Source organism: Mycobacterium sp. TH-M82 (genome assembly GCF_057473605.1).
Genome location: NZ_JBYCKY010000365.1, coordinates 1 through 26,083, shown reverse-complemented (window position 1 = coordinate 26,083; position 26,083 = coordinate 1). Strand labels below are relative to the sequence as shown.

The following is a 26,083-nucleotide window of genomic DNA, read 5'->3' as shown; positions in this document are numbered from 1 at the left end:
GGCTGCACCCCGGCGTCGGTGACGCTGGCGACTTTTGCATAGTAGAAACGGCCGTCGGTGAGCTCGGAGGCGATCGCACGCACGTCTGGATCGGCGATGTGACCGAGGATTTCCTCGCCGCGGGTGCGCCAGCGCTGGATGCGGTCGATGTTGTGGCGATTCAGCCAGTCCTTGTCGATCCAGCGGCTGCCGCAGTGCCGGCGGATGAACCGGGCCAGCCCGGGAACATGATCGCTGTCCATACCGGCGCACGGCGGCATCGACGACAGGATTTCGGTGAGCTTCTCCTGCTTGGCACCGCCGAAACCGATCTGGCTGGCGAACAGTTCGGCCTGGGCGCGGTTGGTGATGACGACCTTGTACTCGCCGACAGCATGGCGGTAGCGGCGGGAGATGACCCCGAATTCCAACAACAGCTGCTGGACGTCTTTGGCCAGTCGCTCGCTGCGCGTCGAGTAGGAGATCTGGATCGTGTTGCGAGGCAGGGCAGAGCAGGAGCCGTCGCCCTCGAAGAGGGCCTGCAGGAACACTCGCTTGACCGCGGCGGGGGAGTGCCAGAGCCATTCCGGCACCACTTTTTCTGCCGAACGCTGCCCGCACAATTCCCCAAGTCGGGTTTTCTTCAATTCTGCAGGATTGTGGATATCAAGTTCATACAGCAGCGATCCCGATCTGATCCTCCGTTGCGAGACGTACCGCTTACCGCCGACAACAGCGTCGTAAGCGCTCACCACCATGTGAAAGTAATCGCGGTCAAGGTTGTTGAACCCCGCCCGCGTCTCAGATACGAAACCCTCGCTGGTGAAAGCTCCCAACAGAAGCGCTTCCAACGTTGCGTTCCAGTCGGCTGGGCCGAACTCCGTTGGAGGAGTCCGCTGCAGCACCACGTGATCGTCAAGGCGGATCTCTTCGATCAGCTTCCACAGCAGCGTGGGCACACCGCCGACGTCGACCAAGCACAGGAGCGGGTGGTTGGCCGTGCCGGTGACCTCGTAGCCTTCTGCGGTGCGCACCTTGTAGGTCTGGTGGTCGCCCGAATGGAACAAACAATCTGCCGAAACCGGGTTGCCGTGCCGGTCGAGCACCTTCGTCTCGATGGCGTGGTCGGAGTCGGGTTGCGCGCCTTCAAAGACATCGCCGATGCGTATCGACTTACCAAATGGTAAGCGCACCAACGTATCTGCCGTACTGCAGTACCGCATTGCGGCTGGTGGGTCGTTGCCCGGCGACCCGAAGTTGCCCTGGCCGTCGACCAGCGGGTAACGCAGCGACCACGGCTGGGCCATTCGCACCAGGGTGTCGTAGATGGACGCGTCACCGTGCGGGTGGTAGTTGCCCATCGTCTCGGCAACCGAGCGGGCCGATTTGGCGTGGCTGCGGTCCGGCCGGAAGCCGGAGTCGAACATCGCGTACAGCACCCGGCGGTGTACCGGCTTGAGCCCGTCGCGCACTTCCGGCAGCGCCCGGCCCACGATAACGCTCATCGCGTAGTCGATATAGCTGCGTTGCATTTCCTGCTGGATGTCTACCGGCTCGACCCGGTCGATGAAGCCGTCACCGGGTGGCAGCGTGGTGTCTGTCATCTACTCCTCGTTCGTCGATCAGCGAATCCGGCGGGGACGCCGCCCCGTCAGACATCCAGGAAACGAACATCTTTGGCGTTGCGCGTGATGAAGCTGCGTCGCGCTTCGACGTCGTCGCCCATCAGGATGGAGAACAGCTCGTCGGCGGCGGCAGCGTCATCGAGGGTGACCTGGCGCAGCACCCGCACTGCCGGGTCCATCGTGGTCTCCCACAACTCCTTGGCGTCCATCTCGCCCAGACCCTTGTAGCGCTGGATGCCATCGTCGGCGTTGATCTTCTTGCCGGCTTTCTTCCCGGCCGCCAGCAGGCCGTCCCGCTCGCGGTCAGAGTAGGCGAATTCCGGCTCGGCACCGCGCTGCCACTTCAGCTTGTACAGCGGCGGCTGCGCCAGGAACACGTGCCCGTGTTCGATCAGCGGCCGCATGAAACGGAATAGCAGGGTCAACAGCAGGGTAGCGATGTGCTGACCGTCGACATCGGCGTCGGCCATCAGCACGACCTTGTGGTAACGCAGCTTGGAGATGTCGAACTCGTCGTGGATTCCAGTGCCCAGCGCGGTGATGATCGCCTGCACCTCGGTGTTCTTCAGCACCCGGTCGATGCGCGACTTCTCCACGTTGATGATCTTGCCGCGCAGCGGCAGAATTGCCTGGAATTCAGAGTCACGGCCGCTCTTGGCCGATCCGCCAGCCGAATCACCTTCGACCACATACAGTTCCGATTTCTTCGGGTCTCCCGAACGGCAGTCGGCCAGCTTCCCGGGCAGCCCTCCGAGATCGGTGGCGCTCTTGCGGCGCACCAAGTCCCGGGCCTTGGCGGCCGCGATGCGGGCCTGAGCCGACGAGATCGCCTTGTTGATCACCGCCTTGGCCTCGGACGGGTTGGCTTCGAACCAGTGCGCGAGCTGCTCGTTGCAGACTTTCTGCACAAACGACTTCACTTCGGTGTTGCCGAGCTTGGTCTTGGTCTGGCCTTCGAACTGCGGTTCTTTAACCTTGACCGAGATGACAGCGGACAAACCCAACCGAACGTCGTCGCCGGTCAGATTGGCCTCTTTGTCCTTGAGCAGCTTCTTGTCTCGGGCGTACTTGTTGACCACCGAGGTCAATGCCGTGCGAAAGCCTTCTTCGTGGGTGCCACCTTCCGCGGTGTTGATCGTGTTGGCGAAGGTATGCACCGATTCGGCATAACTGGTGTTCCATTGCATCGCGACTTCGACCTCGTGATCCTCGCCTTTGCCGGAGAAGTCCACGATGCTGGAGTGGATCGGCGTTTTCGTGCTGGTGCTGTTGATGTGCTTGACATAGTCGACCAGCCCGCCGGGGTAATGGAAGACTCGCCGCTTGACCTTTTTCGGTGCGGCCGACTCGGCGGCCTTCGCTTCGGCCGACTTCGGAGCCTCGGCGACGTCGCTGACGATCTCGTCGACGACGTCTTGCTGGGTCACCCGCTGGTCGGTGAGGGTGATGGTCAGCCCCTTGTTGAGGAAAGCCATCTCCTGCAACCGGCGCGTGACGGTCTCGAAGTTGTACTCGGTGGTTTCGAAGACATCCGGGTCGGCCCAGAACCGAACGGTGGTGCCGGTCTTTTTGGTCTCCGCTACCTGCTTGAGGGTGCCCGGCACCGAGTGGTCATAGCATTGAAACCATTCGTGGCCGTTGCGGTAGATCTCGACTTCCAGCCGGTTGGACAGCGCATTGACCACGGACACTCCCACCCCGTGCAGTCCACCGGAGACCGCATACGCGCCGTTCTCGCCGCCGAACTTGCCGCCGGCGTGCAGCTGGGTCATCACAACGTCGACCGCGGGGATACCCGATTCATGCATGCCGACCGGGATGCCTCGGCCGTTGTCGCGCACCTCCACGCCGCCGTCCTCGAGCAGGACCACGTCGATGGCGGTCGCGTAGCCGGCCATCGCCTCGTCCACCGAGTTGTCGACCACCTCCCAGACCAGATGGTGCAACCCGCGCTCACCGGTGGAGCCGATGTACATGCCGGGACGTTTGCGGACGGCCTCCAACCCTTCGAGAATTGTGATGGCCTGGGCGTCGTACGTGGGTTGCGCTTTATTCTTCTGGGCAGCCACGGTCGGAGAGCTCTCCTCAGGGGTCATGTGCACGCAGTGAAGTTACCGCGGCGGGTCGGCTGCCAGTCTACCGTGATCCACCGACAGGGCCGGTTTTCTGGCGGTGTTTCCCACCATCTGATCAGCCCGTAGCGTCGATATCGCCACCGCAGGAGTGGTCCTCCGCTGGCCAGACGCATTTGCATGCTTGTAGAGGAGCTCAGCCCGTTGCTCTCAGTGGTCGGCGCGGGCCGGATGACCGGTCAGCCGTAGGTGTCGCGGGGCCCCCGGCCGGCGATGTGCAGCGGCCCCTTACGCCACGATGGCGCGGTCGGCCCGGTGATTTTTAGCGCCGTCACCACCCCGTTACCGACTGCGGCGGCGATCTTGGCAATCAGTTGTGCCTGCACGATCCGCAGCTGCGTGGCCCATGCCGTCGACTCAGCGGACACGCTGAGCACGCCGTCCCGCAACCCGGTCGGTCTAGCGTGATCAGCGATGTGCCAACCTACCACCGACGACCACTGACCGAATATCGCGCCTTCGGCGACGCGCACCGACCAGCCTCGGATACGTGCCACGTCCCGGGTGGCCGCCCCCAGAGATTGCGGATCACGCCGATCCGAGCCCGGGCCGGACCAACTGCGCCGGCTACCGCTGCCAGCAACGCGGCGCCGGCTCGACGATCTCCGACCCCGGCCGACGTCCTTGCCCTCTCTGCGCGCCGCATCGCGTGCCTCCTGCAAGGCGCGCCGGACAAAATCCGTGCCGCCCGGGGGCTCGGAGGCGGGCGTGTGCTGATCAGTCATTTCCGCTCCCTGTCAACGGGCGCAGATATGATCTCCGCCACCTTCGACACCCGCCCCTCGTCAGCCGCGGCGAGGGTTATCAGCACCTGCGTGGCCCCCCACTCCGCTGGGATATCTTCCGGCACCGCCGTAGTGACCAGCGACTGTTCCGCAGAACCGGCGACCTTGGCCAGCGCTCGGCGGCGGGCGTCGTCCAATTCGGCGAACACGTCATCGAGAAGCAGCACCGGCTCGGGTCCCTCGTCGCGCAGCAGCTCATAGGCGGCTAATCGTAGAGCCAGCGCAACGGACCACGATTCGCCATGGCTGGCAAAACCTTTCACCGGTCGATCGCCGAGTCGCAGTTCCAATTCGTCGCGGTGCGGACCGACTAGACACACGCCACGTTCAAGCTCAGCCGAGCGACGTCGCGACAGCGCGGTCAGCAACGCTTCCTTCAGATGGACCACATCGCCGGTAAGCTCCTCGGGCGCCATCTCCAGGTTAGGCCGGTAGGCGATGGCGGCTTTTCGTCGCTCCGGCGCCAACAACTGATACGCCTTCTCCACTTCCGGCGCTAACTGATTCACCAAATCGATGCGTGCCGCCATCAGCTCGGCGCCGTGCGTAGCCAACTGCTCATCCCAAACATCGATACTGCTGCCTACATCGCGGTCGGCGCAGTCGGCACGCTCACCATGTCCGCCACGACGCAGCACCCCGGAAGCATTTTTCAGCAGCGCCGTCCGCTGACGCAACACCCGATCGTAATCGACCCGGATGCCCGCGATTCGCGGCCGGCGCACACTGGCCAGGTCGTCGAGGTACCGGCGCCTTTCACCAGGATCACCGCGCACCATAGCAAGGTCCTCAGGCGCGAACAGCACCGCTCGCAATACCCCGATCACCTCGCGCGCGTTGCGTACCGCCGTTCGGTTCAGGCGCAGCTTGTTCGCACGCCCAGCCGTGATCTCGACATCAAGAGCAAGTTCACGACCGTCGTTGACAACGATCGTCGACACCAACGCCCGAGTCGCACCCACCCTGACCAACGGTGCGTCGCCGGCCACCCGATATGAACCCAGAGTGGCCGAATACCACAGTGCCTCAACGAGGTTGGTCTTGCCATAGCCATTGGGTGCCACCAGCACCGTCGCTCCGGTCCCGAGTTCAAGGTCGACATGCGCCCACGACCGGAAATCACACAACCCCAACCGACGAACATACACCTCAACGATCCACCTCTGCTATCAGCGCGTCAGGTCGATCAGCCGGGCAACCGAACCGGCATAAGCAAATAGACATAATCAGACGCCAGCGCCGGGAACGGTCCGGAACCTTCCGGCGGGGGATCGTCGCCGCGGACAGGTCGCAGCACCGCTGGCTTCTTCGGATCGCTGAATCCCAGCGACACCCGCTCGCTGTGCAGTGAACCTAATCCGTCGTTCAGGTAGGCCGGGTTGAACGCGATCGTTAACGGCTCGCCGGCGAAGTCCACCGGCAGGTCTTCTTCGGCATGGCCACCGTCGCCCGCATCTGCTGAGAGTCGCAGCATCTGTTCACCCAGCTCCATTCGAACCTGCGCGCCACGATCAGCCACCAACGCAACCCGTTTGATAGCCTCGGTCAACTCTGCCACCCCCACAGTGGCGACAGCGCTGTGCTCGCTGGGCAGCAACTGACGGAATTTCGGAAACTCAGCATCCAACAGCCGGGTGGTGCTGCGTCTCCCGGCACTGCTGATACCAAGCAAGCCCTCCCTGCCCACTTCTGACCCCGCTCCCAACGCCAGGTGCACCTCGGAACCCTCAGCCCCGGCCCTGGCGGCTTCGGCCAATGTCTTAGCCGGAACCAGCACCGCTGCCTCGATCTCGGCCGACTCCGCCGATGACGACCAAGTCAGCTCACGAACCGCCAGGCGAAACCGATCGGTCGTCGCCAAAACCACTGTGTCACCGGAAATCTCAACTCGAATGCCAGTCAACATAGCCAACGTGTCATCCCGGCCCGCCGCAACCGCTACCTGGCCGATCGCCTCGGCAAACAACTCAGCGGGCATCGCACCGGTCTCCTCCGGCAACGTCGGTAACGTCGGGTAATCCTCCACCGCCATCGTCGGCAGGGCGAACTTGGCGTTGCCGCACGTCAACAGCATCCGATTGCTCTCAACGCTGACGTCGACAGGTTGAGCCGGCAACGCGCGTGTGATGTCCGACAACAGCCGGCCGGACACCAAAACGGTGCCCGGCGAGGCGACCTCGGCGGCCAGGTTTACCTCGGCGGAAACCTCAAAGTCGAACCCGGACACCGTCAGGCCGGTGTCAGAACCGACCAGCAGGACCCCGGCCAACACCGGCACGGTCGGTCTCTGCGGCAAGATTTTCGCTACCCAGGCCACCGCATCGGCGAAGTCGTCCCGGTCCAGGCGAAACTTCAAGTCCGTGAGATCAACTTTGCTGGTTACCGCATCCATAGTGTTCCTTCGTCACCGTGTCACTTTCGTATCGAGCTTTACCCGGCGGCTGCGCATGACAAGCGTAACGGCGGTGGAAGACCAACCGTACGGCTTCGGACTGCATCTTGGAAAGGTATTCGGCGATGCCGCCAGGACCGGCTTGGGACGGCTCAACCCGCCGCGGCTCACCCGGGTGTGTATGACGCCATCCCCAACCGTGTTCTTCTAAGAAGGATTGAGGTGAAAAGACAAGTATCAGTAATAGGGCTTGTGGATCTTGGGTAGCGGCATCATCGTCGCTGGTGAGTAGGTTTCGCGGCTGGGGATCATCGGTGTGTGACAGTGGTGATGCCACGGTGGTCGTTGGGGATCGAGCGTGAGTTGTGCATCGGGATCGCAGTGGGCGGGGCAGCGTCGACAAGTTATGCACAACGGGCTGCACAGCTCGTTGCTGCGACCAGTGGTGTGGGTGGGACGGAAGTTTTGCGATGCATTTTTGACTGGCCGGCGCCTGTGGTCAACGCTTGGCGCGTTGGCGAATCCGGGTGGTCAGTTCTGTGACTTGGTCGAAAACCTCGTGTCGTTCGGCCATCTCGCTGCGGATCTTCCGGTCGGCGTACATCACGGTAGTGTGATCGCGGCCGAACGCCTGGCCGATCTTGGGTAGCGACAGATCGGTCAGCTCACGGCAGAGATACATGGCGATCTGTCGAGACTGCGCTAGCGGCCGGGTTTTGCCAGGACCGCGTAGTTCTTCGACGGTGGTGTCGAAGTACTCGGCGATAGCGGCCATGATGGTCGCGGGGCTGATGTGGATGGTGCTGACGTCGGCGATGAGGTCACGCAGCACGATCTCGGCGAGCGCTTTGTCGATGGTTGTTTTGTTCAGGGATGCGAACGCGGTCACCCGGATGAGCGCACCTTCGAGTTCGCGAATGTTGCGTTCGATGCTGGCAGCGATCAACTCGAGTACGTCGTCGGGTACGTCGAGCCGTTCCATTTGCGCCTTCTTGCGGAGGATGGCGATGCGGGTCTCCAGGTCGGGGGGCTGCACGTCAGCGATCAAGCCCCATTCGAACCGGGTGCGCAGCCGGTCTTCCAGGGTGGCGAGTTGTTTCGGCGGGCGGTCAGAGGAGATGACGATCTGCCTGTTGGCGTTGTGGAGGGTATTGAACGTGTGGAAGAACTCCTCTTGGATGCCCTCCTTGCCTTCAATGAACTGGATGTCGTCGACCAACAGCACGTCGATGTCGCGGTAGCTGCGTTTGAACGCGACGCGACGATCGTCACGTAGGGAGTTGATGAAGTCGTTGGTGAATTCTTCGGTGGAGACGTACTTGACGCGCATGCTGGGAAACAGTCGTTGGGTGTAATTGCCGGCGGCGTGGAGAAGATGTGTCTTGCCCAGCCCGGACTCACCCCAGATAAACAACGGGTTGTAGGCGCGTGCCGGCGCTTCGGCGATGGCGAGTGTGGCGGCGTGAGCAAACCGATTGGAGGCGCCGATCACGAAGGTGTCGAAGGTGTATCGGCGGTTTAGGCTGGTTCCCTCGGCAGCGGCCGAGTTGTCGCTGGGCCGCTCGGTGAAATACGTGGGCCACTCGTATTGGGTGTCGACTACATTGTCGAGGTCAACATCGGCCTCGTCTTCGGTGTCGCTGCGGTTCTCGGTAGCTGCACTCTCTGCGTCCTCCGCGGATGGTGCGATGCGGACGCCGAGTTCGATCGGCTGACCCAGGCGGCGACTGAGTGCGTCGGTGATCTGGGTGCGCAGGTGGCGTTCGATCTCATTTTGGACGAAGCCGCTGGGCACCGACAGCAGCGCGAACCCTTCGACAATGGTGATCGGCTGCACCAGGTTTAGCCAGGCTCTTTGTTGCGGGGTCAAGACCTTGGGCAAGCTGTGGCCGTTGCCGACTGCGGCGCCGGTGTCGGCGGTGAGTTCGGAGACGACGGCATTCCAGACTGTCGCGAAGCCGGGGCCGGGGTCATCGGTCAGGTTATCGGGCAAAGACGGATCTTCCTGGTTCGACGTCGAGACGCACCCTCTTGTGTTGCGATGGCGAACTGTCCACACAGTTATCCACAGGTGTGGACAACGCGTTCATGTGCAGGTCACGGCCCACTAGCCGCTGCATCTGAACTCGGCGTTTCACAGAGTCAGCAAGACTTGTCTGGATTGAGGGCCGATTCGTCGTCGCTTGGTTGTCGGGTACCGTTCCGGTGCTGAACGGCATTGCCAGAAGTTAACAGGTTTGGTTGAGAGGGGCCAATCGTTTGGTGATATTGCCTCGAGTGATCGAGATTTTGGTAACTGGATGTGGTCGATGGGACGACTGTGGGTGGTGGGGTGAGCCCGGCGGTTGGTGACCGGTGCCAGGATAACGGTAGCCGAGGTTTGACCTGGCGAAGCCACATCAGTAACCTTCGAACGGTCGCCCGAACGTTGGCGATACGGCTGTGACCGATGCTGTACCGGCGCTCCAGGTTAACAAGCCGGTTCCCAGCGAGATGTAGAAGTTTAGCGAGACTTACCAGCGCGTCGGCTAGTGTGGGCACGCCACACCGCGGTGTGCACGGCAGATGCGATGCGCAGCAAGGAGAGTGTGCCGTGACCAAGGGCAAGCGGACCTTTCAGCCGAACAATCGCCGGAGGGCCCGGGTTCACGGTTTCCGGCTTCGTATGCGGACCCGCGCCGGGCGTGGGATTGTCTCAGGCCGGCGCCGGAAAGGGCGGCGTTCGCTGACTGCTTGAGGATGGGTACCGAAACGGGTCGGACAGGCAGGAAGCGGTGCTCTCCGCGCAGTACCGGATGCGGCGATCGGCTGACTTCACCGCGACGGTTAAATACGGAAGAAGGGTTGTGCAGCGCGACATCGTGATCCACGGCCGGGGGATCGGTGGATCGCCGGTCGGAGGTGCTGAGAGTGCTGAGGTATCAGGCCCACGTGTCGGCTTGATAATCGGGAAGTCGGTAGGTTCGGCGGTGCAGCGGCACCGAGTCGCACGGCGACTACGGCATGCGGCGCGCAGTATCCTCGCCGGGCTGGAACCGTCGGGACAGGTGGTGATTCGTGCGCTCCCGGGCAGCAGCCAGATGAAGTCGGCGTGCCTGGAACAGCAGCTGAGATCCGGCCTGGAGTGTCTTGCTCGACTGGAGGGTGGCCATCGGTGAGGCACCGGGGATCTGCGGTGAGGAGGTTCGGTCGCGTGTTGTGTGGGGAGCCGGTGCGGGCAGGAAGGGTCGTGCGGGCAGTGATCTTCCTCATCGAGCTGTATCGTCATATGATCTCACCGCTGCGACTGCCCAGTTGCCGGTTCGTACCTAGCTGCAGTCAGTACGCGGTGGAGGCACTGCGCGAGTACGGTCTGATCCGAGGTACCCGGCTGACGGTAATCCGACTGGGAAAGTGTGGGCCGTGGCATCCCGGCGGATGGGATCCCATACCCGAACGGGCCGAATTCGAGCTGGCCGGTCCAGCTGGCCAGGGCAGGCCGGTAAAGCAGGGGGGGAGCGAGCCGGTTGTTTAATTGGGCCAGCCTCGACGTCGTCTACTACCCGGTGTCGGCCATTATGTGGGTGTGGTACAAGGCTTTTGCAATGATGCTGGGACCGTCCAACTTCTTCGCGTGGGCGCTGTCGGTGGTGTTTCTGGTTTTCACGCTGCGTGCACTGTTGTACAAGCCGTTCGTCCGCCAGATCCGGACGACCCGCCAGATGCAGGAGCTGCAGCCGCAAATCAAGGCACTCCAGAAAAAGTACGGCAAGGACCGCCAAAAGATGGCGCTGGAGATGCAGAAGCTCCAGCGTGAGCACGGCTTCAACCCGATCTTGGGGTGCTTGCCGATGCTGGCGCAGATCCCGGTGTTCCTGGGGCTATATCACGTACTGCGCTCGTTCAACCGGACGACCGGGGGGTTCGGCCAGCCACACCTCTCGGTAGCCGAGAACCGGGCTACCGGCAACTATGTGTTCAGTCCCGCCGATGTGGCCCATTTCCTCGATGCCAACCTGTTCGGTGCGCCGCTCGGGGCGTTCATGACGCAACGAACCGGTTTGGACGCGTTTACCGAATTTAGCCGCCCCGCAGTGATCGCCGTCGGGTTGCCGGTGATGATCTTGGCAGGCATTGCAACGTATTTCAACAGCCGAGCGTCGGTGGCGCGACAGAGTCCAGAGGCTGCCGCCAATCCACAGACCGCGGTGATGAATAAATTGGCGCTGTACGTGTTCCCGCTGGGGGTTGTGGTAGGCGGGCCGTTCCTGCCGCTGGCCATCATTTTTTACTGGGTCTCCAACAATATTTGGACCTTCGGTCAGCAGCACTACGTCTTCGGTGTGATCGCCAAAGAGGACGAGGCCAAGAAGGAGGAGGCGCTGCGCCGACGTGCGGCGAACGCACCAGCGCCGGGTGCCAAGCCCAAAAGAACACCCAGGCCGCGGCACGGAGACGGCGACGGTGCGGCAGCGGACGCCGTCGGCGAAACGACCACTGGCCGGCCGACGCCTGACGGCGAGACGAAAGAGCCGAGAAGTGAACGACAATCGTCACCGGTCGATACAAGCAGGCCGAAACTGGCGGCGCGGAGTCGGGGCACGCGCCCCGGTGCCAAGGCGAAAAAACGCCGGCGTTGAGCGGGCGCCACTGTCGGCGAGTGCGATCGGTTGATTACCGGCGGTGAATGCAGAGGGAATGCATAGGAGGTAGCCATGACAGACCCTGAGGTCACAGAACGCAGCGGTACGGACCGTCCAGACGGACTCGACGCCACTGACGCCACTGACGGCCACGCAGAGGAAGCGGGGGACGTGGAGGAGCGGTTGGTTGCCGAGGGGGAGATCGCCGGCGACTATCTGGAAGAGTTGTTGGACCTACTCGACTTCGACGGCGATATCGACCTGGACGTGCAGGGTGCTCGCGCGGTGGTGAGCATCGACGGCGGTGACGACCTGACCAAGTTGGTGGGGCGAAGGGGCGAAGTCCTCGATGCGCTGCAGGAGTTGACCCGACTGGCTGTGCACCAGAAGACCGGAGAGCGCAGCCGGCTCATGCTCGATATCAGTGGCTGGCGACGACGGCGCCGGGAGGACCTGACCGCGTTGGGCGAGGAAGTCGCCAGACGGGTGCTGGAGCACGGCGAGGACGAGAAGCTGACTGCGATGACGCCGTTCGAACGTAAGATCGTGCACGATGCCGTTGCGGCGGTGCCGGGTGTGCACAGTGAAAGCGAGGGCGTGGAACCGTCCCGCCACGTCGTGGTCCGGCCGGGCTAGAGAGTTATAACTGTGTTGGTTCAACCCACCCGTTCTCTCCGTGAGTCGGAGGAATGTTTCACGTGAAACGTGTCGGGGTGGGAAGCTCGGCGGACCGTGCCGAAGGCGACGAACCACCTCGGGCGTCCCAGGGTGTGCCTTCGCTCAATGAACCACTCGACGCGGCATCCGATATCTTCCGGGGACGGCTGGACCTGGCCCGGCGCTACGCCGCCGTGCTGGGCGGTGCCGGTGTGCGGCGGGGATTGCTCGGGCCCCGGGAGACGGACCGGATCTGGGACCGGCACCTGCTCAACTGCGCCGCGATCGGCGAATTGCTGCAACCGGGTGAGCGCGTTGTCGACATCGGCAGTGGCGCCGGGCTGCCCGGTTTGCCCCTGGCGATCGCCCGGCCGGACCTCGAGGTGGTGCTGGTCGAACCCTTGCTGCGTCGCAGCGAGTTCCTTCGCGAGGCCGTCGCGGAACTGGGCCTGGAGGTGGAGGTGATCCGCGGACGCGCTGAAGAAGCTGCTGTGCGCGGCGCGGCCGGCGGGGCGGACGCGGTGGTGTCGCGGGCGGTGGCGGCTTTGGACAGGCTGACGGAGTGGAGCTTGCCGTTGCTGCGGCCCGGGGGGCAGATGCTCGCCGTCAAAGGCGAGCGGGCACCTGCAGAACTCGCCGAACACCGGCGTGTGATGATCGCTCTGGGTGCCGACGATGTCAGGGTGGTGAGATGTGGCGTGAACTATTTGAGTCCGCCCGCAACCGTGGTGGTGGCGCTACGCGGAGCGCGGAGCCGAGGCCAACCGGTGGCGCGACCCGGGCGTTCCAGGACACCGACATGACTGAAACAGATGGTCGGCGACGAGCGAACGCCCGCGATCATTCCTCACCCAGTGCACCCGCCGCAGCCCGTGCATCCGCTACCACCGCTGCACCGCCGAACCGGGTTGGTGCGCAAAATCATCCGCCGGTGATACCGACGATGCAGGGTTCGCCCGCCGGTGTTTCACGTGAAACGTCGAACGAGTTCGATACCCCCATCGGCGCGGCGGCGGAGCGCGCAATGCAGGTGCTGCACACCGCCCACGAGCCGTTGCCAAGGCCGAAGCAGCGTCGGGTGTTCACCGTCGCGAACCAAAAAGGCGGCGTCGGCAAGACCACCACGGCCGTAAACCTCGCGGGTGCGCTCGCCGTCCAGGGGCTCAAGGCACTCGTCATCGACTTGGACCCTCAAGGTAACGCGAGCACCGCGTTGGGCATAACCGATCGCCAATCCGGCACACCGTCGTCGTATGAGGTGCTGATCGGCGATATCCCGCTGAATGCGGCTCTGCGGCAAAGTCCGCACAGTGAGCGGCTGTTCTGTGTCCCGGCCACCATCGACCTGGCCGGCGCGGAGATCGAGTTGGTCAGCACAGTTGCGCGGGAGAACCGACTGCGGACCGCGCTCGCCGGCCTGGGCGACCTCGACTTCGACTTCGTTTTCATTGACTGCCCGCCATCGCTGGGACTGCTCACCATCAATGCGCTTGTCGCGGCACCGGAGGTCATGATTCCTATCCAGTGTGAGTACTACGCTCTGGAGGGCGTGTCGCAGTTGATGCGCAATATCGAGATGGTGAAGGCTCATCTCAACCCCAACCTCGAGGTGACCACGGTGCTCTTGACGATGTACGACGGGCGGACGAAACTGGCCGACCAGGTGGCGGCTGAGGTGCGCCGGTACTTCGGGGACAAAGTCCTCCGCACCGTAATCCCGCGCAGCGTCAAGGTGTCCGAGGCGCCGGGATACAGCATGACGATCATCGAATACGATCCGGGATCGCGTGGTGCGATGAGTTATCTGGATGCCAGTCGGGAGCTTGCCGGGCGCGAGGGGCCGACTGATGCCAAGGCAAGATCATGACCCCGCGGAGCGATGGGGAGGAGCGGCGCCCATGAGTAGAGCCGGCGACGATGCAGAGCGAAGCGATGGGGAGGAGCGGCGCCCATGAGCCAGCCGTCACGCAGGAAGGGTGGCCTGGGCCGCGGACTGGCGGCGCTGATCCCCACCGCGCCCGCCGATGCGAACTCGGGTTCGCGGGCGCTGGGCCCGCGGATGGGTGACGCCGCGGCGGATGTGGTGCTGGGCGCCCCGGCGCCGAGGGGCACCGACGGTAGGGAGAACATAGGGGCGGTCTACCGCGAAATCGATCCGGCGCTGATCGAGCCGAACCCACGCCAGCCGCGCCAGGTCTTCGATGACGAAGCGCTCACCGAACTGGTGCACTCCATCCGCGAGTTCGGTTTGATGCAGCCGATAGTGGTACGGCCGCTGCCCGGCGCTGCTTCCGAGGCACTCGGCCAGCCCCGCTTCCAACTGGTGATGGGGGAGCGGCGCTGGCGAGCGGCGCAGCAAGCCGGCCTGATGGCTATCCCGGCGATCGTCCGGGAGACCGAGGAGGACAACCTTCTCCGGGACGCGCTGCTGGAAAACATTCACCGGGTGCAACTGAACCCTCTGGAAGAAGCGGCGGCCTATCAGCAGTTGCTCGACGAATTCGGGGTCACGCACGATGAGTTGGCCGCGCGACTCGGGCGGTCCCGACCGCTGGTCACGAACATGATCCGATTGTTGCGACTGCCGCTCGCCGTGCAGCGCCGGGTCGCGGCCGGTGTGCTGTCTGCAGGCCACGCCCGGGCGTTGCTCTCGTTGGAGGCAGGACCTGAGGCCCAGGAGGAGTTGGCCGCGCGCATCGTGGCGGAGGGGCTCTCGGTTCGCGTCACCGAAGAAGCAGTCACCCTAGCCAACTGCGGCGACCTCGGATCGCCCACCCCGCGGGGACGCAAGCCGATCCAGATGCCCGGTCTGCAGGACGTTGCCGAGCGACTGTCCACCGCCTTCGACACCCGAGTCAGCATTAGTCTGGGCAAGCGCAAGGGCAAGATCGTCATCGAGTTCGGGTCCGTGGACGACCTACAGCGCATTGTCTTGCTCATGAACACGCTGAACACGCCGAACACGGCAACCGCTTAAAGCGTTCGACCTCAAACCAGCTGCGCCCCCGCGACCGCCGCGGCACGGTTGGCCTCCGGCCAGGGCGGTAGCGGCAGGCCCCCACAGGCAGGGTAGGCAACTCAGTCGGTGGCAACCGCACGCCGTGCTGTGGCACGCAGCACCCCAGTTCTCCTATCCTTAAAACGGTTGCTGGCATGGCACCACCGCGTTGAGTCCGGGAGTCTCGTGTCCGTTCGAATCACACCGCTGCGTCTCGAAGGCTTCGAGCAGCTTCCCAAGCATGCGCGCCGCTGCGTCTTCTGGGAGGTGGATCCGGCGATCCTCGGCCACGGTGACCGGCTCGCCGACCCGGAGTTCGAAAAGGAAGCCTGGCTGTCGATGGTAATGCTGGAGTGGGGATCGTGCGGCCAGGTTGCCACGGCAGCGGCGGTGGATCCACGAGACCCGAGCCAACAGGGTGGCGGCGACACCCCGTGTCTGGGCTATGTGCTCTACGCACCGCCGCGCGCCGTCCCGCGGGCACGCCGGTTTCCGACCGCGCCGGTCTCCGCCGACGCGGTGTTGCTGACCTCGCTTGGTGTCGAACCCGGGCCGCGGGCCGACGGTCTGTCCCGCGATTTGATTGCCCGAGTGGTCGGTGAGTTGATCCGCCGTGGCGTCCGGGCGCTGGAAGCATTCGGTCGCACCCCTGCGGTCGCTGAACTCTTGGATTCGCCGAGCGCGCAGCCCGAACTGGAACCGGTGCTCGACGTGCTGGGCGATTGCTCGGTTGAGCACTGCATCATCGAGGCGGATTTTCTGCTCGGGGTCGGCTTCAGTGTGGTCGCACCGCACCGGTATTTTCCACGGCTGCGGTTAGAGCTGGACAAGGGGCTGGGCTGGAAAGCCGAGGTGGAAGCCGCGTTGGAACGACTGCTGGAGAACGCCCGGTTGCAGGAGCCGGTGGGGGCGGGTGCTGCAGCCGCAAACCTGCTACGAACCGCCGAGTTGGCCGGACCGGTCCACCGATAACTCGTGGGCGAGCAACTCGGCGAAAGTAAACGTCCCGGTGGGCCGATCGTTCTTCCCCAGTAGATATAGCCGCTTGACCGCGGCCAGGATGCCCTCGGCGACGGCATCTCGGGTCGGCGCCGATATCAGCATTGCGCGGTCATGCGGGTTGGTGATGTAACCGACGTCGACCTGGACGGTGGGCATCCTCGTCAGGCGCAGCAGGTCCCAGGTCCGGCCGTGAGTGCGGCAATCTCGTAACCCGGTGCGAGCCACCACCTCTCGCTGGATGAAATCAGCCAGATTACGTCCGATGGTGGAGACCGAACCGTGCGAGTTGCCGAAGTAAAAGGAGGCCACGCCGTTGGCGGTGAGACTGGTGTGGGTTGCGCAGCGCAGGCTGATCATCAGGTCGGCGCCGACGGTGTTGGCGGTGGCGGCCCGCTCGGCGTCGGACGGGCTGCGACCACTCGGCCGGGAGAGAAATGTTTCCATGCCGATCGCGGTCATCCGGCCCTCTAGTCGACTTGCCAAGTCCCACAACACATCGGCTTCGCTTGTGAGGCCGCTGTCGCCCTGGGCAATCATCCCCTGTTGGCCATCACCTGTCCCACCGCCGCCCGGATCGACGACAATCCGTTTCCCCGACAGCTTCGGTCCGGAACGGCGTACCAGCTCTTCCTCGCGAAATGCGTGCAGCGAACCGCCGGTGACCCGCGAAGCCAGGAAATTGAGGGAGCGCAGCGTGTCCGGGCCGCAGATGCCGTCAGCGTACAGGCCGTACTCACGCTGGTAGGACATCAACGCATTGTGTGTCTGCAAACCAAAATAGCCGTCGACCAGGTTGGTGTAGAAGCCGAGGTCCTGCAGACGGGCCTGCAGGGTGGCGACGTCGTCACCGTACATGGGTGCGCCGAACTGGTGGTTGAGGGTGCGGGCGCCCAGCCGGTAGGATGCCTCCTTCAGCGCACGATAGGTGGCTTCGCCGATGATCCCGTCGACGAGTAGGCCTCGCTGCTGCTGGAAGGCACGCACCGCCTGGTCGAGTTCTTCGTCGAACACGTCGAGCGCCACGTTCTTGCCGGTGGTCAGGTCGGCGTCGGGACTGTTCACCAGCCCCAGTGCCGCCAGTGCTGTCCGGATTTCGACGACAGCTGCGTTGCGGTCGCCGCAACGCAGCGCGCCGTCCGCGCCACGGTGCCGACTCGGCATAGCAGGTTCCTCCGGTCACCGGTGTCAGCCGTCAGAAACGGCTGACCCTCGTCTGCGGGTTAGCGAGCAGGTTAGCCAGAATTGTCCCAGATACTCAAGCCGGGGGCAGCATGCGACGGCGTCGGGAAGGACCCCGAAACAGGTGTCGAAGACGGCCAGCGTGTCCGGTGTTCCCGATGGCGGTCATGACGCCGTTCCCATCAGGGCGGCATTGTTGTCGGTGCCGCCGGGGGCGACGTGGGCACGGTCTGCGGAGTCTGCCAGCCACTGCTCGGCGTCGATCGCCGCAGCGCAGCCGGTGCCTGCGGCGGTGACCGCCTGACGGTAGGTCCGGTCCACCAGGTCGCCCGCGGCGAACACGCCCTCGACCGAGGTGCGGGTGGTGGGCTGTTGCACCAGGACGTATCCGTCGGCGTCGACGTCTACTCCGCGGCCGCGCACCATCTCAGAGCGTGGGTCGTGACCGATCGCGACGAAAACGCCGGTCACCGGCAGCGTGGTTTCCTCGTCGGTGCGGGTGTCGCGCAGTCGCAGCCCGGTCACCGTGTCGTCACCTTCCACCGCCACAGCGACGCTGTCGGTGATGAACCGGATCTTGTCGTTACCGCGGGCACGGCTGACCATGATCTTGGAGGCCCGGAACTCGTCACGCCGGTGCACAATCGTCACACTGCGGGCGAACCGGGTCAGGAACAGAGCCTCCTCCATCGCCGAGTCGCCGCCACCGATGACCGCGACGTCCTGGTCGCGGAAGAAAAAGCCGTCGCAGGTGGCGCACGAACTCACACCACGGCCGAGCAGATTCTGCTCACCGGGAATGTGGAGGTAGCGCGCGGCGGCGCCCATCGCCAGAATGACCGCCCGGGACCGATACGTCTGCCTGTCGGCGGTGACGACCGACTTGACCGGCCCCGTCAGCACCACCGATTCGACGTCCTCGGTGCGCAGGTCGGCCCCGAAACGCAGGGCCTGCTCGCGCATTTGGCCCATCAGGTCGGGGCCGTTGGTGCCGTCCCGGAAACCGGGGTAGTTCTCCACTTCGGTGGTGGTCATCAGCGCGCCGCCGAACGAGGTTCCCTCGAACACCACCGGCGCCAGCTGCGCCCGGGCGGCGTAGATCGCGGCGGTGTACCCGGCCGGGCCGGAGCCGATGACGATCACATCGTGGATGGTCGGTGTGACGGTCATGGAGAGCCTTTCCGCTCGAAGCCTGCTACAGCGGCTATCAACGCCAACGGAAGCGCGACTGTTCCCGGGGACGCTACGGGCGGCGGACCACCGTGTCGCCCAGCAGCCCGGTATCGGCGGAACTACAACTGGGCCGCACCGCCAGCGCAAGCACCGTGTCGGCCTGCCCGCCGGGCAACACCAGCAGTACCGCGGAACGACCGTCGATTTCGACGGGCCGGACGCCCAACACCCGGGTGGACGCCGGATAGCCCAGGCCGGTCAGACACGAAGCACGGCGCCGCGGGTCGTCCAGCTGCCCGAAGTCCGGCTCGCGTTCCAGCAGCGCGAGGATCTCTTGTGCGGACAGCGGCAGCGGCGGTGACGTCGCCGTGATGTGCTGCAGAGTGTCCGGCCCACTCGTTACCGGCTGGGGGGCGCCGATCAGGGCCGCCGTTCCCAGGCCGACTCCCGTGAGCGCGGCGGCGATCCCGGTCGCGGTGGTTATCCGGCTCGGGACCGAGTGCGCGGGATGGTCGTCACCGGTGTGCATCCGATTCAGTGTCCGCCATCTGTCCGCTCATGCACAGCCGGGCCATTATGCACAGTCGGTTCGCTGATGACCGAGCAACACCGCCAGCCGGGCTCGCCCTCGTGCACAGCGGCTCTTGACGGTACCCTCGGCCACACCCAGTGCGCGGGCAGTGTCCGCGATCGAGTAACCGTGCATGTCCACGGCGACCACCGCGGACCTTTGCTCGGATGGCAACCGCATCAGCGCATGCCGTACCACGATCGCGGTATCCACCTGTGCGGTGCGGTCGGCAACCGGTCGGGTGTGGTCGTCGAGGGCGGCGCTGAGGGGGGTTGTGCTACGGCGCTGTCGATCCAGGCAGGCGTTGATCACGATCCGGTGCAGCCAACTGCTGACCGCGGCATCATTGCGAAACGAGGCGGCGCCGCGATGCGCGGACAACATCGCATCCTGCAAGGCATCGGCAGCGTCTTCACTGCTGCGACTGGTGCGACAGGCCAGTCGACGAAGCTGGCGGTGGTGGCGGTAGAACAACTCCTCGAACGCGTAGCGGTCGCCGGTGACGTGCGCGGCGAGCAACTCGGCGTCGCTGAGTTCCCGGCGTCCCCGCTGCTGGTGTTTCTCGTGCTGCATGGCCGGACATTAACCAATCGGCCATGGTCGGGCACTTCACCCGTTCACCCGGCGGGATCCTTACGCCGCGCCGTACACGGTGATTTCGGAGACCTCAGTGCGACTTTCACCGTTGGTGGCGCCCAGCGTGGAGATCCACACCAACAGGTTGGACGTCGGCGACGATGCGTTGACGGCGATCCGGTTGGAACCGGGCTGTAGCAGCTTAGGCTGGGTCAGCGCCGATGTGTCTTCCAGCCTGGCCGGGTTCGGGTTCGGCGAGGAGCGTATCTGCACCCGGGTTCCGGTGCTGGAGACGCTGATCGCCACCGTGTCGACCACGGTGGGTGCGGGCAGCTGCAACATCAGCCCGACGCCGCTTTTGAAATTGGGGAACGGCAACGAGTCGTGGTAGGTGTCAGTCGGCCAGAAGGTGGCGGGATTCCCGTCGATGGCCAGCCCAGCGTCCTGTGGCGCATCGGCCCCACCGCCCGGCGAGAACACGGTCGCCCGCAGCGGTTTGACGATGTTGCCGGGCGCGACGGAGCTGGCCTGCAATGACTGAGACGACCCGGTGGACGGGTTGTTCAGGCCGAGTTGGTCTTTGTCCAGCCCGGTGACGTCGCCGAAAATGCGGTTCAGCACCGAGGCCAGGATGACCAGGGCTACCAGGAGTATCACGCCACCGGCGCCGCTTCCGATCAGCACGGCGTGCCGACGCCGGATGCGGGTCACTTCGTCGGGCGGTGCTTTCACGGGTGGCGGGGGCGGCTCCTCGTCGATCGGACCCAACAGATCGGTGCGTTCGGCCACCGTCGTCGCCTGCCGCAGCAGATTCAGAAGTGTTGAGGCACTGCGTATCCCGCCATCCGCTTCGATCGAGTGGGTTGCCGCCGCCGCAATCTGAAACGGAATATCAGGATCGACGGAGTCCGCCTCGACGGGGTGGCCGGCGAAATCGTGTTCGGCGGGTGCGAATCCGGATGCGGTGCCCGATTCCGGCAGCGGCCAGCGGTTGACCAGCAGCGCGTAGAGGACTGCGCCGATTCCGCGAATGTCATCCTCCGGGTTGGCGGCAGGCATGGTGGCCGGGAATGCCAGTGCGACATCACCGTTAATGCTGACCCGCACCCGGCTGGGGTGATCGATCGACAACGCGGCGCCGGCCTGATGTGCGGCCTCGGCGGCGGCAGCCAGCGACCGCATGGCGCGGGCGGCGCCGACCGGGGAGGGTGACGTCTCGGCCACCTCACGCAGCGATCCGCCGCGAACCCACTCCGAGACCACCAAGCCGCCCGAGCCGGTGTGGGCCACGTCGAGTACTCGAGCGATACCGGGCAGGTCGATCCGGCTGAGCCGCAGGGTGCGTGACAGGATCTCGTGCACCTCCCCCTCGGGCAGGGTCTGATCCGGGTCGACGAAGGTGAGTGCCACCTGCCGGTCCAGGGCCGTGTCCAGGGCCTGCCAGAACTGCAGCGCGGGTGTGCCGCCGTGGGAGATCAGCAACCGGTAGCGACCGCCGGCGAGGCTGGCGCCGGGCACCGGGTGCGCGTCGTCCGGTGGCGCCGGTTCGAGAGCGGAATCCAGCACAGCCTCCCGAGGGGTCTGGGCGACCGGAGGGGGCCGCCCGTCGCGAGCTTGCCGTACCCCCGGCGCGCGCTGTCCGAGTGCCGCGTGGGGGCCGTCCAAGGGGTTGTCGTGCACCCTCGAGCCTTTCGCCGTCCGGCCTTTCGCCGTGGGCCTGCCGCTGCGTTGCGGGGGTTCGCGCCGGGCTGCTTCGCAGGCCAGATTCGTGCCCGGCACGAACGGATTGTTGAGCTCAGGGTACGGGACGCCGATCCGGCGAGGTTGCTGGTTGGGCACACCAGCTTGACGACCACGGCCAGATAGCCATGGCACGACAGCCCACACCGCCTGCGCCTCGGGTATCCGGGCGGCCAGCATCACCGCGGCCATGATCGGCAGCATCACCAGCGCGATGATCAGCAGTCGCAGCAGTGAGCCGCCGCCGCCCTGCCCGCTGGTCAGGGCTGCCAGCCCCAGCAGCCGGCCCAGTACATGGGCGATCAGTCCGGCCAGCAGCGCCGCGGTGGTCGTGACCAGGATGGTGCGCACCACCTCGGTGTCGACCAGATGGCCGCCGAAGGGCCGCAATGTGCGCCGCAACAGGTAGTAGCCGACGATCGCCCCGGACAGGAACGCGACTCCGTTGGCCGTGCCCAGATAGGCGGCGACCAGGTCGGGTGTGCCGGTGAGATGCGGCGCCAGTACGGAGCCGACGATCTTGACCGTGGTGATGACGACGATGATCGCGATCGGCGTCCAGGGTTGCTCGCGGGCGTAGAACACTCGCAGCTGCAACAGCACCAGGGCATAGGGGATCAGGGTGAACGCGGAAAGCGAAACGGCGGCGCCTAGGTACCCGGCGTCGACGGCGCCGAAGTTGCCGTAGGCGAACAGCGCGCTGCCGATCGCCGGGCCGCCCACCGTCATCACCGCCACCGTCGGGATCAGCGTGACCATCATCAGCCGGGTGGCCAGCGACAGGTCCGCGAGCACCGCGGGGGTGTCGTCGGCGGCGGCATTGCGACTCAGTCGCGGCATCACGACCGTCAGCACCGTCACACCGATCATGCCGAACGGCAACTGCAGCAACAGCCAGGCGTAGTAGTAGATCGCCGGGCCGGAGGCGGCCGCTGTGCTGGCGATCTGGTTGGCGACCACCAGGCCGACCTGACTGATCAGCACGTAGAGCACCATCGCGGAGGCCATCGCCCCGAAGCGTTTGAGGCGTTGGTCGATGCCCCACAGCGGACGCAGACTGATGCGCTCGCGCCCGATCGCCACCAGCAACACCACGGTCTGGGCGACTACCCCGAGGGTAGTGCCGATGCCGAGCACCAGCAGCTTGGCATTGCCCATCCGCACCGGGTCGACCGAGAGCTCACCCGGCACCGCCAGATAGAGCCCTAGGGTGCCGATCGCCACCACGTTGTTGACCACCGGCGCCCACGCCGGTGGTCCGAAGACGTTCCGGTTGTTCAGGATCGCCATGAACACCGACGACAGGCCGTAGCCGATCACCTGCGGCAAGAGCAGGTAGGCGAACGCGGTGGTCAGCGCCGGGTTGACCCGGGGGTCACCGCCCAGCATCAATCGCACCAGCAGCGGGGCAGCGGTCACCGACATCACGGTGGTCACCAGCAGCAACGCGGTGGCGAGAGTGACGAGGCGTCGCACGAATGCGGCTCCGCCGTCGGTGTCGTCTCGTTCGGCGCGGGCCAGCACCGGCACGAAGATCGCTGTGAACGTCGCCTCCAGCACCAGGGCGGCAATCTGGTTCGGCAGCTGGTTGGCCACCGAGAAGGCGCTGGTCAGGGCGGCGCCCAGGGTCGCGGCCAGCAACACGATCCGGGCGAAGCCGGTGATCCGGCTGACCAGCGTCGCCAGCGCCATCCCCCAGGACCGTGACACCACCGCGGCGTCGGTGAGTTCCGGGTGGGCGGCCGGGCTGACCCGCTGCGGCGCCGGCTGGCCGGCCGGCCCGGCGCGCCGGCGCGGCGCACTCATCTGGGGCTTCCTGAGCCTGCTCGCCGCTCGATGTCGCAACTCCCGGTTGCCGAGGCGGCGAGGGGATCGGGGCGGTCCAGGTCCGCGGGGTCGGGCTGGCCGCGGAAGCGGTGCCAGAGCCGCCGTCCGGCCAGTGTCACCAGCACTGCGGCGGCCGTCATGGTGATCATGAACAGCACCATTCCGTAGGCGTTGGAGTGCACCGACAGCCGTGCCGGCTCGCCGAGCGGCAACCCGTCCGGGGTGCTCAGCGCCACGTCGACAGCGACTCGCTGGTTGAAGTGCACTTCGACCGGCACCCGCAGCGGCAGGTATCCGGGCGGCAGCTCGATCTCCCCGACGTCGGCGACCGTCATCCCGGGAGGTGCGTCGATGTGCAGGCGCACGCGGATCGGCACCGCGAGGTTGTTGCGCAGCGCCAGCGGCAGCGGGCTGTGCTCGGTGGCGAGGGTGTAGGAGCCGGTCGGGTTGACGATGGTGACCGCGGCGAACAGGTCGTCGATGGCGCGGGCGACGGCCGCGACCCGATGCGCGGCCAGCCCGTTGCGTGCGGCCGGGGGCTCCGCCTGGGTCAGTGCCCTGAGCATGTCCTCCCGCAGCGGTGCTGTGTAGGAACCGCCGGTCAGTCCGGTGCGGGCCTCGGTGGTCAGTGCCGAGGTCAGCCCCCACAACCGACCCATCTGGCCGGCGATCGCGGCGACGACGTCGTCACCGAACCGGCCCCGCGCCGCCTCGCCGGTTGCCGGGCGCAGCGGGGTTTCGGCGGTGAGCGCTCGGGCGGCTGCGATCGCCGCCGGCAACGGTTGCGGCACCGCCAGGCCGGAGCGCATCGCGGTGGCCACGGTGGACAGCACGGCCTGCGCATCGTCGGCGCGTGGCTCCCAGTAGCTCGGTGGCAGCACGATCTCGGTGCGGGGGGCGACGTCGGGCTCCAGACTGCGCCAGAGCATCGAGCCCAGCGCATCCTGGCGGCGTGCGACAGCCGAGTCGTGTTGAAGCCGAACCGCGAGTGACGGATCAAGGTAGGTCGGCGCCGCCGGTTCGGCGCCCAGCGCGGCCAGTGCGCCACCCACGGCCGGGTCGAACGGTGCGGTCACCACCTGTGGCGACACTCGATGCGGGGTGAGGTCGGCGATCGGCGACGCGCCGGTAGCGGAATCCCGGTCGGCGCAGTCACCGGCGGCGATCGCCACCGTGCCACCCTGCGTGCTGAGCAGGTCCACCGTGTCACCGGTCAGTGGGCCGTCACCGAGCAGGGTGGCGCCCCGGGTCGAGGTGATGCCGAGGATCCGGTCGATGATCTCGCCGGGACTGGTGACGGCGATCGCGGCCAGGCCCGGGTCGCCGACCCGTTGCAGGGCGCCGAGATCGGCCTGGGCGTAGGGGATCGGTGCCACGCATATCCGGTGTGCCAACCTGCGCAGTCGATCCAGCCATGCCGTCGCGGCGGCCTGGCCGGTGCCGGGGTGGACGGCGGCGCTGTCGGAGGAGTCGGGTATGTCGGTGACCACGTAGCCACCGGTCATGGCGTTGACGGTGACCAACAGATCGGGGTCGACCGCGAGGCAGAGCGACCGGGTGACGGCGCCGTCGGCGTCGGCGGCCGGGGTGGTGGCGAATTCGGCCGACGAGAGCAGTGCGTCCAGCCGGCCGCCCGCGACCAGCGAGCCCGACAGGTCGTCGTCGGTGAGCCGGACCGGCAGCGTGCCGCCCGGTGCGCCCGGGGCCAGCCGCGGACGGTCCGCCAGTGGCCACAGCACGGTGAGCTGCACCGGTTTGGAGGTGTCGGGCGCGATGACGGTGGCCAGCTGCCCGGCGTCCGGGTCGCCCGGGTCAGGGGCCACACCCGCCACCGGCAACAGGAAGCGGGCGTCGTCCAGGCGGGCGGGTTCGCCGTAGTCGGGTGTGCCGTTGACGTTGACCAGCAACGGATACACCCCGGGCCGATCGACGCCCAGCGACAGCTGGCGCAGTGAGTGAACCGGGGCCGACAGGGTAAAGGGGGCGTCTTGACCGCGCTGCAGCTCGGCGGCCACCGTGACGAAGTCGCCCACTGGACGGTACTGGTCGTCGGCGCCGTCCAGGTTGGTGCGCAAGCCGGCTGAGGACGCGACAGCGGCCGCCTGCTCGAGGCGGACCATCACGTCGCGGACCGGACGGTCGCCGACGTTGGTCACCGTCCCGGTGACGGTGACCACAGGGTCACTGGTCGTGGTGACCACCGCGGGGGTCACCCCGCCGATCCGGATCGCTACGAACGACACCGCACCGGGCTCGCCCGCTGCGGCGCGCGGGGCGCCGATGGACAAAGCGGACATAATGCACAGGGCGCATGCGGTTGCCCAGCCCGCCACGATGGCGGCTATCACGGTGAGGCGCGCTGCATCACCCCGCCTGAGCGCCCGCCTCGGCGTGCATCGCCGCATCGATTCGCTGCGCATCGTCACCGAGGGGTCACGGGGCCGCTCCGCGACCGTAGTTCCGGCCCGGTGCCGGCCGGTCTGAGCGGCGATCGCGGGTGCGCGAATGCGTCTGGGGTTGCTGCAGCGGAGCGATCGCCGGCAGCGGCGGCAGCGCAGCCGGGCCGTCGGTGTGCAGCTTGTGGATCAGCCGGTCGGCCACCCGGATCAGCCGGCGCTCATCGGCGTAGGCCAACCGGGATGAGAGCTCCCGGATAGGCACCCACGCGACCTCGGCGACCTCCATGTCGTCGTCGGACAGTTCGCCGCCGGAGAACCGCATCAGGTAGTGGTGCACGGTCTTGTGCACCCGCCGGCCCTCGGTAACGAACCAGTAGTCGATGCTGCCGAGGGCCGCCAGCACGCTGCCCCGGACTCCGGTTTCCT

22 protein-coding genes are annotated in these 26,083 nt (G+C 65.9%); 9 read left to right on the top strand and 13 right to left on the bottom strand.

Annotation, left to right across the window (positions count from 1 at the left end):
- The 6 genes from AC2VON_RS11320 to dnaA all read right to left on the bottom strand — a co-directional run.
- Positions 1 to 1,583, bottom strand: a 1,583-nt coding sequence (locus AC2VON_RS11320; protein WP_486953045.1) for a DNA gyrase subunit A, incomplete at its 3' end; no start/stop codon positions are given.
- A 47-nt stretch (positions 1,584 to 1,630) separates the two neighbouring features.
- Entirely contained in the window at positions 1,631 to 3,673 is a 2,043-nt protein-coding gene (gyrB, locus tag AC2VON_RS11315; RefSeq protein ID WP_486953044.1) for a DNA topoisomerase (ATP-hydrolyzing) subunit B, read from the bottom strand.
- A 242-nt stretch (positions 3,674 to 3,915) separates the two neighbouring features.
- Positions 3,916 to 4,461 (bottom strand): DUF721 family protein, encoded by a 546-nt coding sequence (locus AC2VON_RS11310; protein WP_486953043.1) that lies wholly within the window; start codon positions 4,459 to 4,461, stop codon positions 3,916 to 3,918.
- On the bottom strand, positions 4,458 to 5,669 hold the full coding sequence (recF, locus tag AC2VON_RS11305) for a DNA replication/repair protein RecF (RefSeq protein ID WP_486953042.1): 1,212 nt from the start codon (positions 5,667 to 5,669) through the stop codon (positions 4,458 to 4,460). Before recF ends, AC2VON_RS11310 begins: the two co-directional genes overlap by 4 nt.
- A gap of 38 nt (positions 5,670 to 5,707) precedes the next feature.
- A complete protein-coding gene (gene dnaN / locus AC2VON_RS11300) occupies positions 5,708 to 6,913 on the bottom strand; it encodes a DNA polymerase III subunit beta (RefSeq protein WP_486953041.1) in 1,206 nt (401 codons plus the stop codon).
- Positions 6,914 to 7,412: 499 nt separating this feature from the next.
- Entirely contained in the window at positions 7,413 to 8,894 is a 1,482-nt protein-coding gene (gene dnaA / locus AC2VON_RS11295) for a chromosomal replication initiator protein DnaA (RefSeq protein WP_486953048.1), read from the bottom strand.
- Positions 8,895 to 9,506: 612 nt separating this feature from the next.
- Between dnaA and rpmH the strand changes: the two genes are divergently transcribed.
- The 9 genes from rpmH to AC2VON_RS11250 all read left to right on the top strand — a co-directional run bounded on the left by rpmH (position 9,507) and on the right by AC2VON_RS11250 (position 16,162).
- A complete protein-coding gene (gene rpmH / locus AC2VON_RS11290) occupies positions 9,507 to 9,650 on the top strand; it encodes a 50S ribosomal protein L34 (protein WP_486953040.1) in 144 nt (47 codons plus the stop codon).
- Between the two features lie 37 nt (positions 9,651 to 9,687).
- Entirely contained in the window at positions 9,688 to 10,071 is a 384-nt protein-coding gene (rnpA, locus tag AC2VON_RS11285) for a ribonuclease P protein component (RefSeq protein ID WP_486953039.1), read from the top strand.
- Between the two features lie 17 nt (positions 10,072 to 10,088).
- Positions 10,089 to 10,427, top strand: coding sequence for a membrane protein insertion efficiency factor YidD (yidD, locus tag AC2VON_RS11280; RefSeq protein ID WP_486953038.1), 339 nt, complete (start codon positions 10,089 to 10,091; stop codon positions 10,425 to 10,427).
- Positions 10,428 to 10,470: 43 nt separating this feature from the next.
- Positions 10,471 to 11,532, top strand: a complete 1,062-nt coding sequence (gene yidC / locus AC2VON_RS11275; RefSeq protein WP_486953047.1) for a membrane protein insertase YidC — start codon at positions 10,471 to 10,473, stop codon at positions 11,530 to 11,532.
- A 75-nt stretch (positions 11,533 to 11,607) separates the two neighbouring features.
- Positions 11,608 to 12,171 carry a Jag family protein gene (locus AC2VON_RS11270; protein WP_486953037.1) on the top strand — a complete coding sequence of 188 codons (564 nt, stop codon included), beginning with the start codon at positions 11,608 to 11,610 and terminating at the stop codon, positions 12,169 to 12,171.
- A gap of 53 nt (positions 12,172 to 12,224) precedes the next feature.
- A complete protein-coding gene (rsmG, locus tag AC2VON_RS11265) occupies positions 12,225 to 12,995 on the top strand; it encodes a 16S rRNA (guanine(527)-N(7))-methyltransferase RsmG (RefSeq protein ID WP_486953036.1) in 771 nt (256 codons plus the stop codon).
- Positions 12,992 to 14,059, top strand: coding sequence for a ParA family protein (locus AC2VON_RS11260; protein WP_486953035.1), 1,068 nt, complete (start codon positions 12,992 to 12,994; stop codon positions 14,057 to 14,059). Before rsmG ends, AC2VON_RS11260 begins: the two co-directional genes overlap by 4 nt.
- A gap of 84 nt (positions 14,060 to 14,143) precedes the next feature.
- A complete protein-coding gene (locus tag AC2VON_RS11255; RefSeq protein ID WP_486953034.1) occupies positions 14,144 to 15,169 on the top strand; it encodes a ParB/RepB/Spo0J family partition protein in 1,026 nt (341 codons plus the stop codon).
- Between the two features lie 207 nt (positions 15,170 to 15,376).
- On the top strand, positions 15,377 to 16,162 hold the full coding sequence (locus tag AC2VON_RS11250; RefSeq protein ID WP_486953033.1) for an acetyltransferase: 786 nt from the start codon (positions 15,377 to 15,379) through the stop codon (positions 16,160 to 16,162).
- Here the strand turns inward: AC2VON_RS11250 and AC2VON_RS11245 are convergent.
- The 7 genes from AC2VON_RS11245 to AC2VON_RS11215 form a co-directional block, all read right to left on the bottom strand.
- Positions 16,124 to 17,353: an N-acetylmuramoyl-L-alanine amidase gene (locus AC2VON_RS11245; protein ID WP_486953032.1), complete on the bottom strand. Its 1,230-nt coding sequence runs from the start codon at positions 17,351 to 17,353 to the stop codon at positions 16,124 to 16,126. The two genes, AC2VON_RS11250 and AC2VON_RS11245, sit on opposite strands and share 39 nt — an antisense overlap.
- A gap of 183 nt (positions 17,354 to 17,536) precedes the next feature.
- Positions 17,537 to 18,541 (bottom strand): thioredoxin-disulfide reductase, encoded by a 1,005-nt coding sequence (trxB, locus tag AC2VON_RS11240; RefSeq protein ID WP_486953031.1) that lies wholly within the window; start codon positions 18,539 to 18,541, stop codon positions 17,537 to 17,539.
- A gap of 73 nt (positions 18,542 to 18,614) precedes the next feature.
- The gene (locus AC2VON_RS11235; protein WP_486953030.1) at positions 18,615 to 19,073 is read right to left on the bottom strand and encodes a hypothetical protein; all 459 of its coding nucleotides are present in this window, start codon (positions 19,071 to 19,073) and stop codon (positions 18,615 to 18,617) included.
- Positions 19,074 to 19,118: 45 nt separating this feature from the next.
- The gene (sigM, locus tag AC2VON_RS11230; protein WP_486953029.1) at positions 19,119 to 19,688 is read right to left on the bottom strand and encodes an RNA polymerase sigma factor SigM; all 570 of its coding nucleotides are present in this window, start codon (positions 19,686 to 19,688) and stop codon (positions 19,119 to 19,121) included.
- Positions 19,689 to 19,748: 60 nt separating this feature from the next.
- Positions 19,749 to 23,237 carry a murein biosynthesis integral membrane protein MurJ gene (gene murJ / locus AC2VON_RS11225; protein ID WP_486953028.1) on the bottom strand — a complete coding sequence of 1,163 codons (3,489 nt, stop codon included), beginning with the start codon at positions 23,235 to 23,237 and terminating at the stop codon, positions 19,749 to 19,751.
- Positions 23,234 to 25,663: a DUF6049 family protein gene (locus AC2VON_RS11220; protein WP_486953046.1), complete on the bottom strand. Its 2,430-nt coding sequence runs from the start codon at positions 25,661 to 25,663 to the stop codon at positions 23,234 to 23,236. Before AC2VON_RS11220 ends, murJ begins: the two co-directional genes overlap by 4 nt.
- 28 nt (positions 25,664 to 25,691) lie before the next feature.
- Positions 25,692 to 26,083, bottom strand: a 392-nt coding sequence (locus AC2VON_RS11215; RefSeq protein WP_486953027.1) for an NUDIX domain-containing protein, incomplete at its 5' end; no start/stop codon positions are given.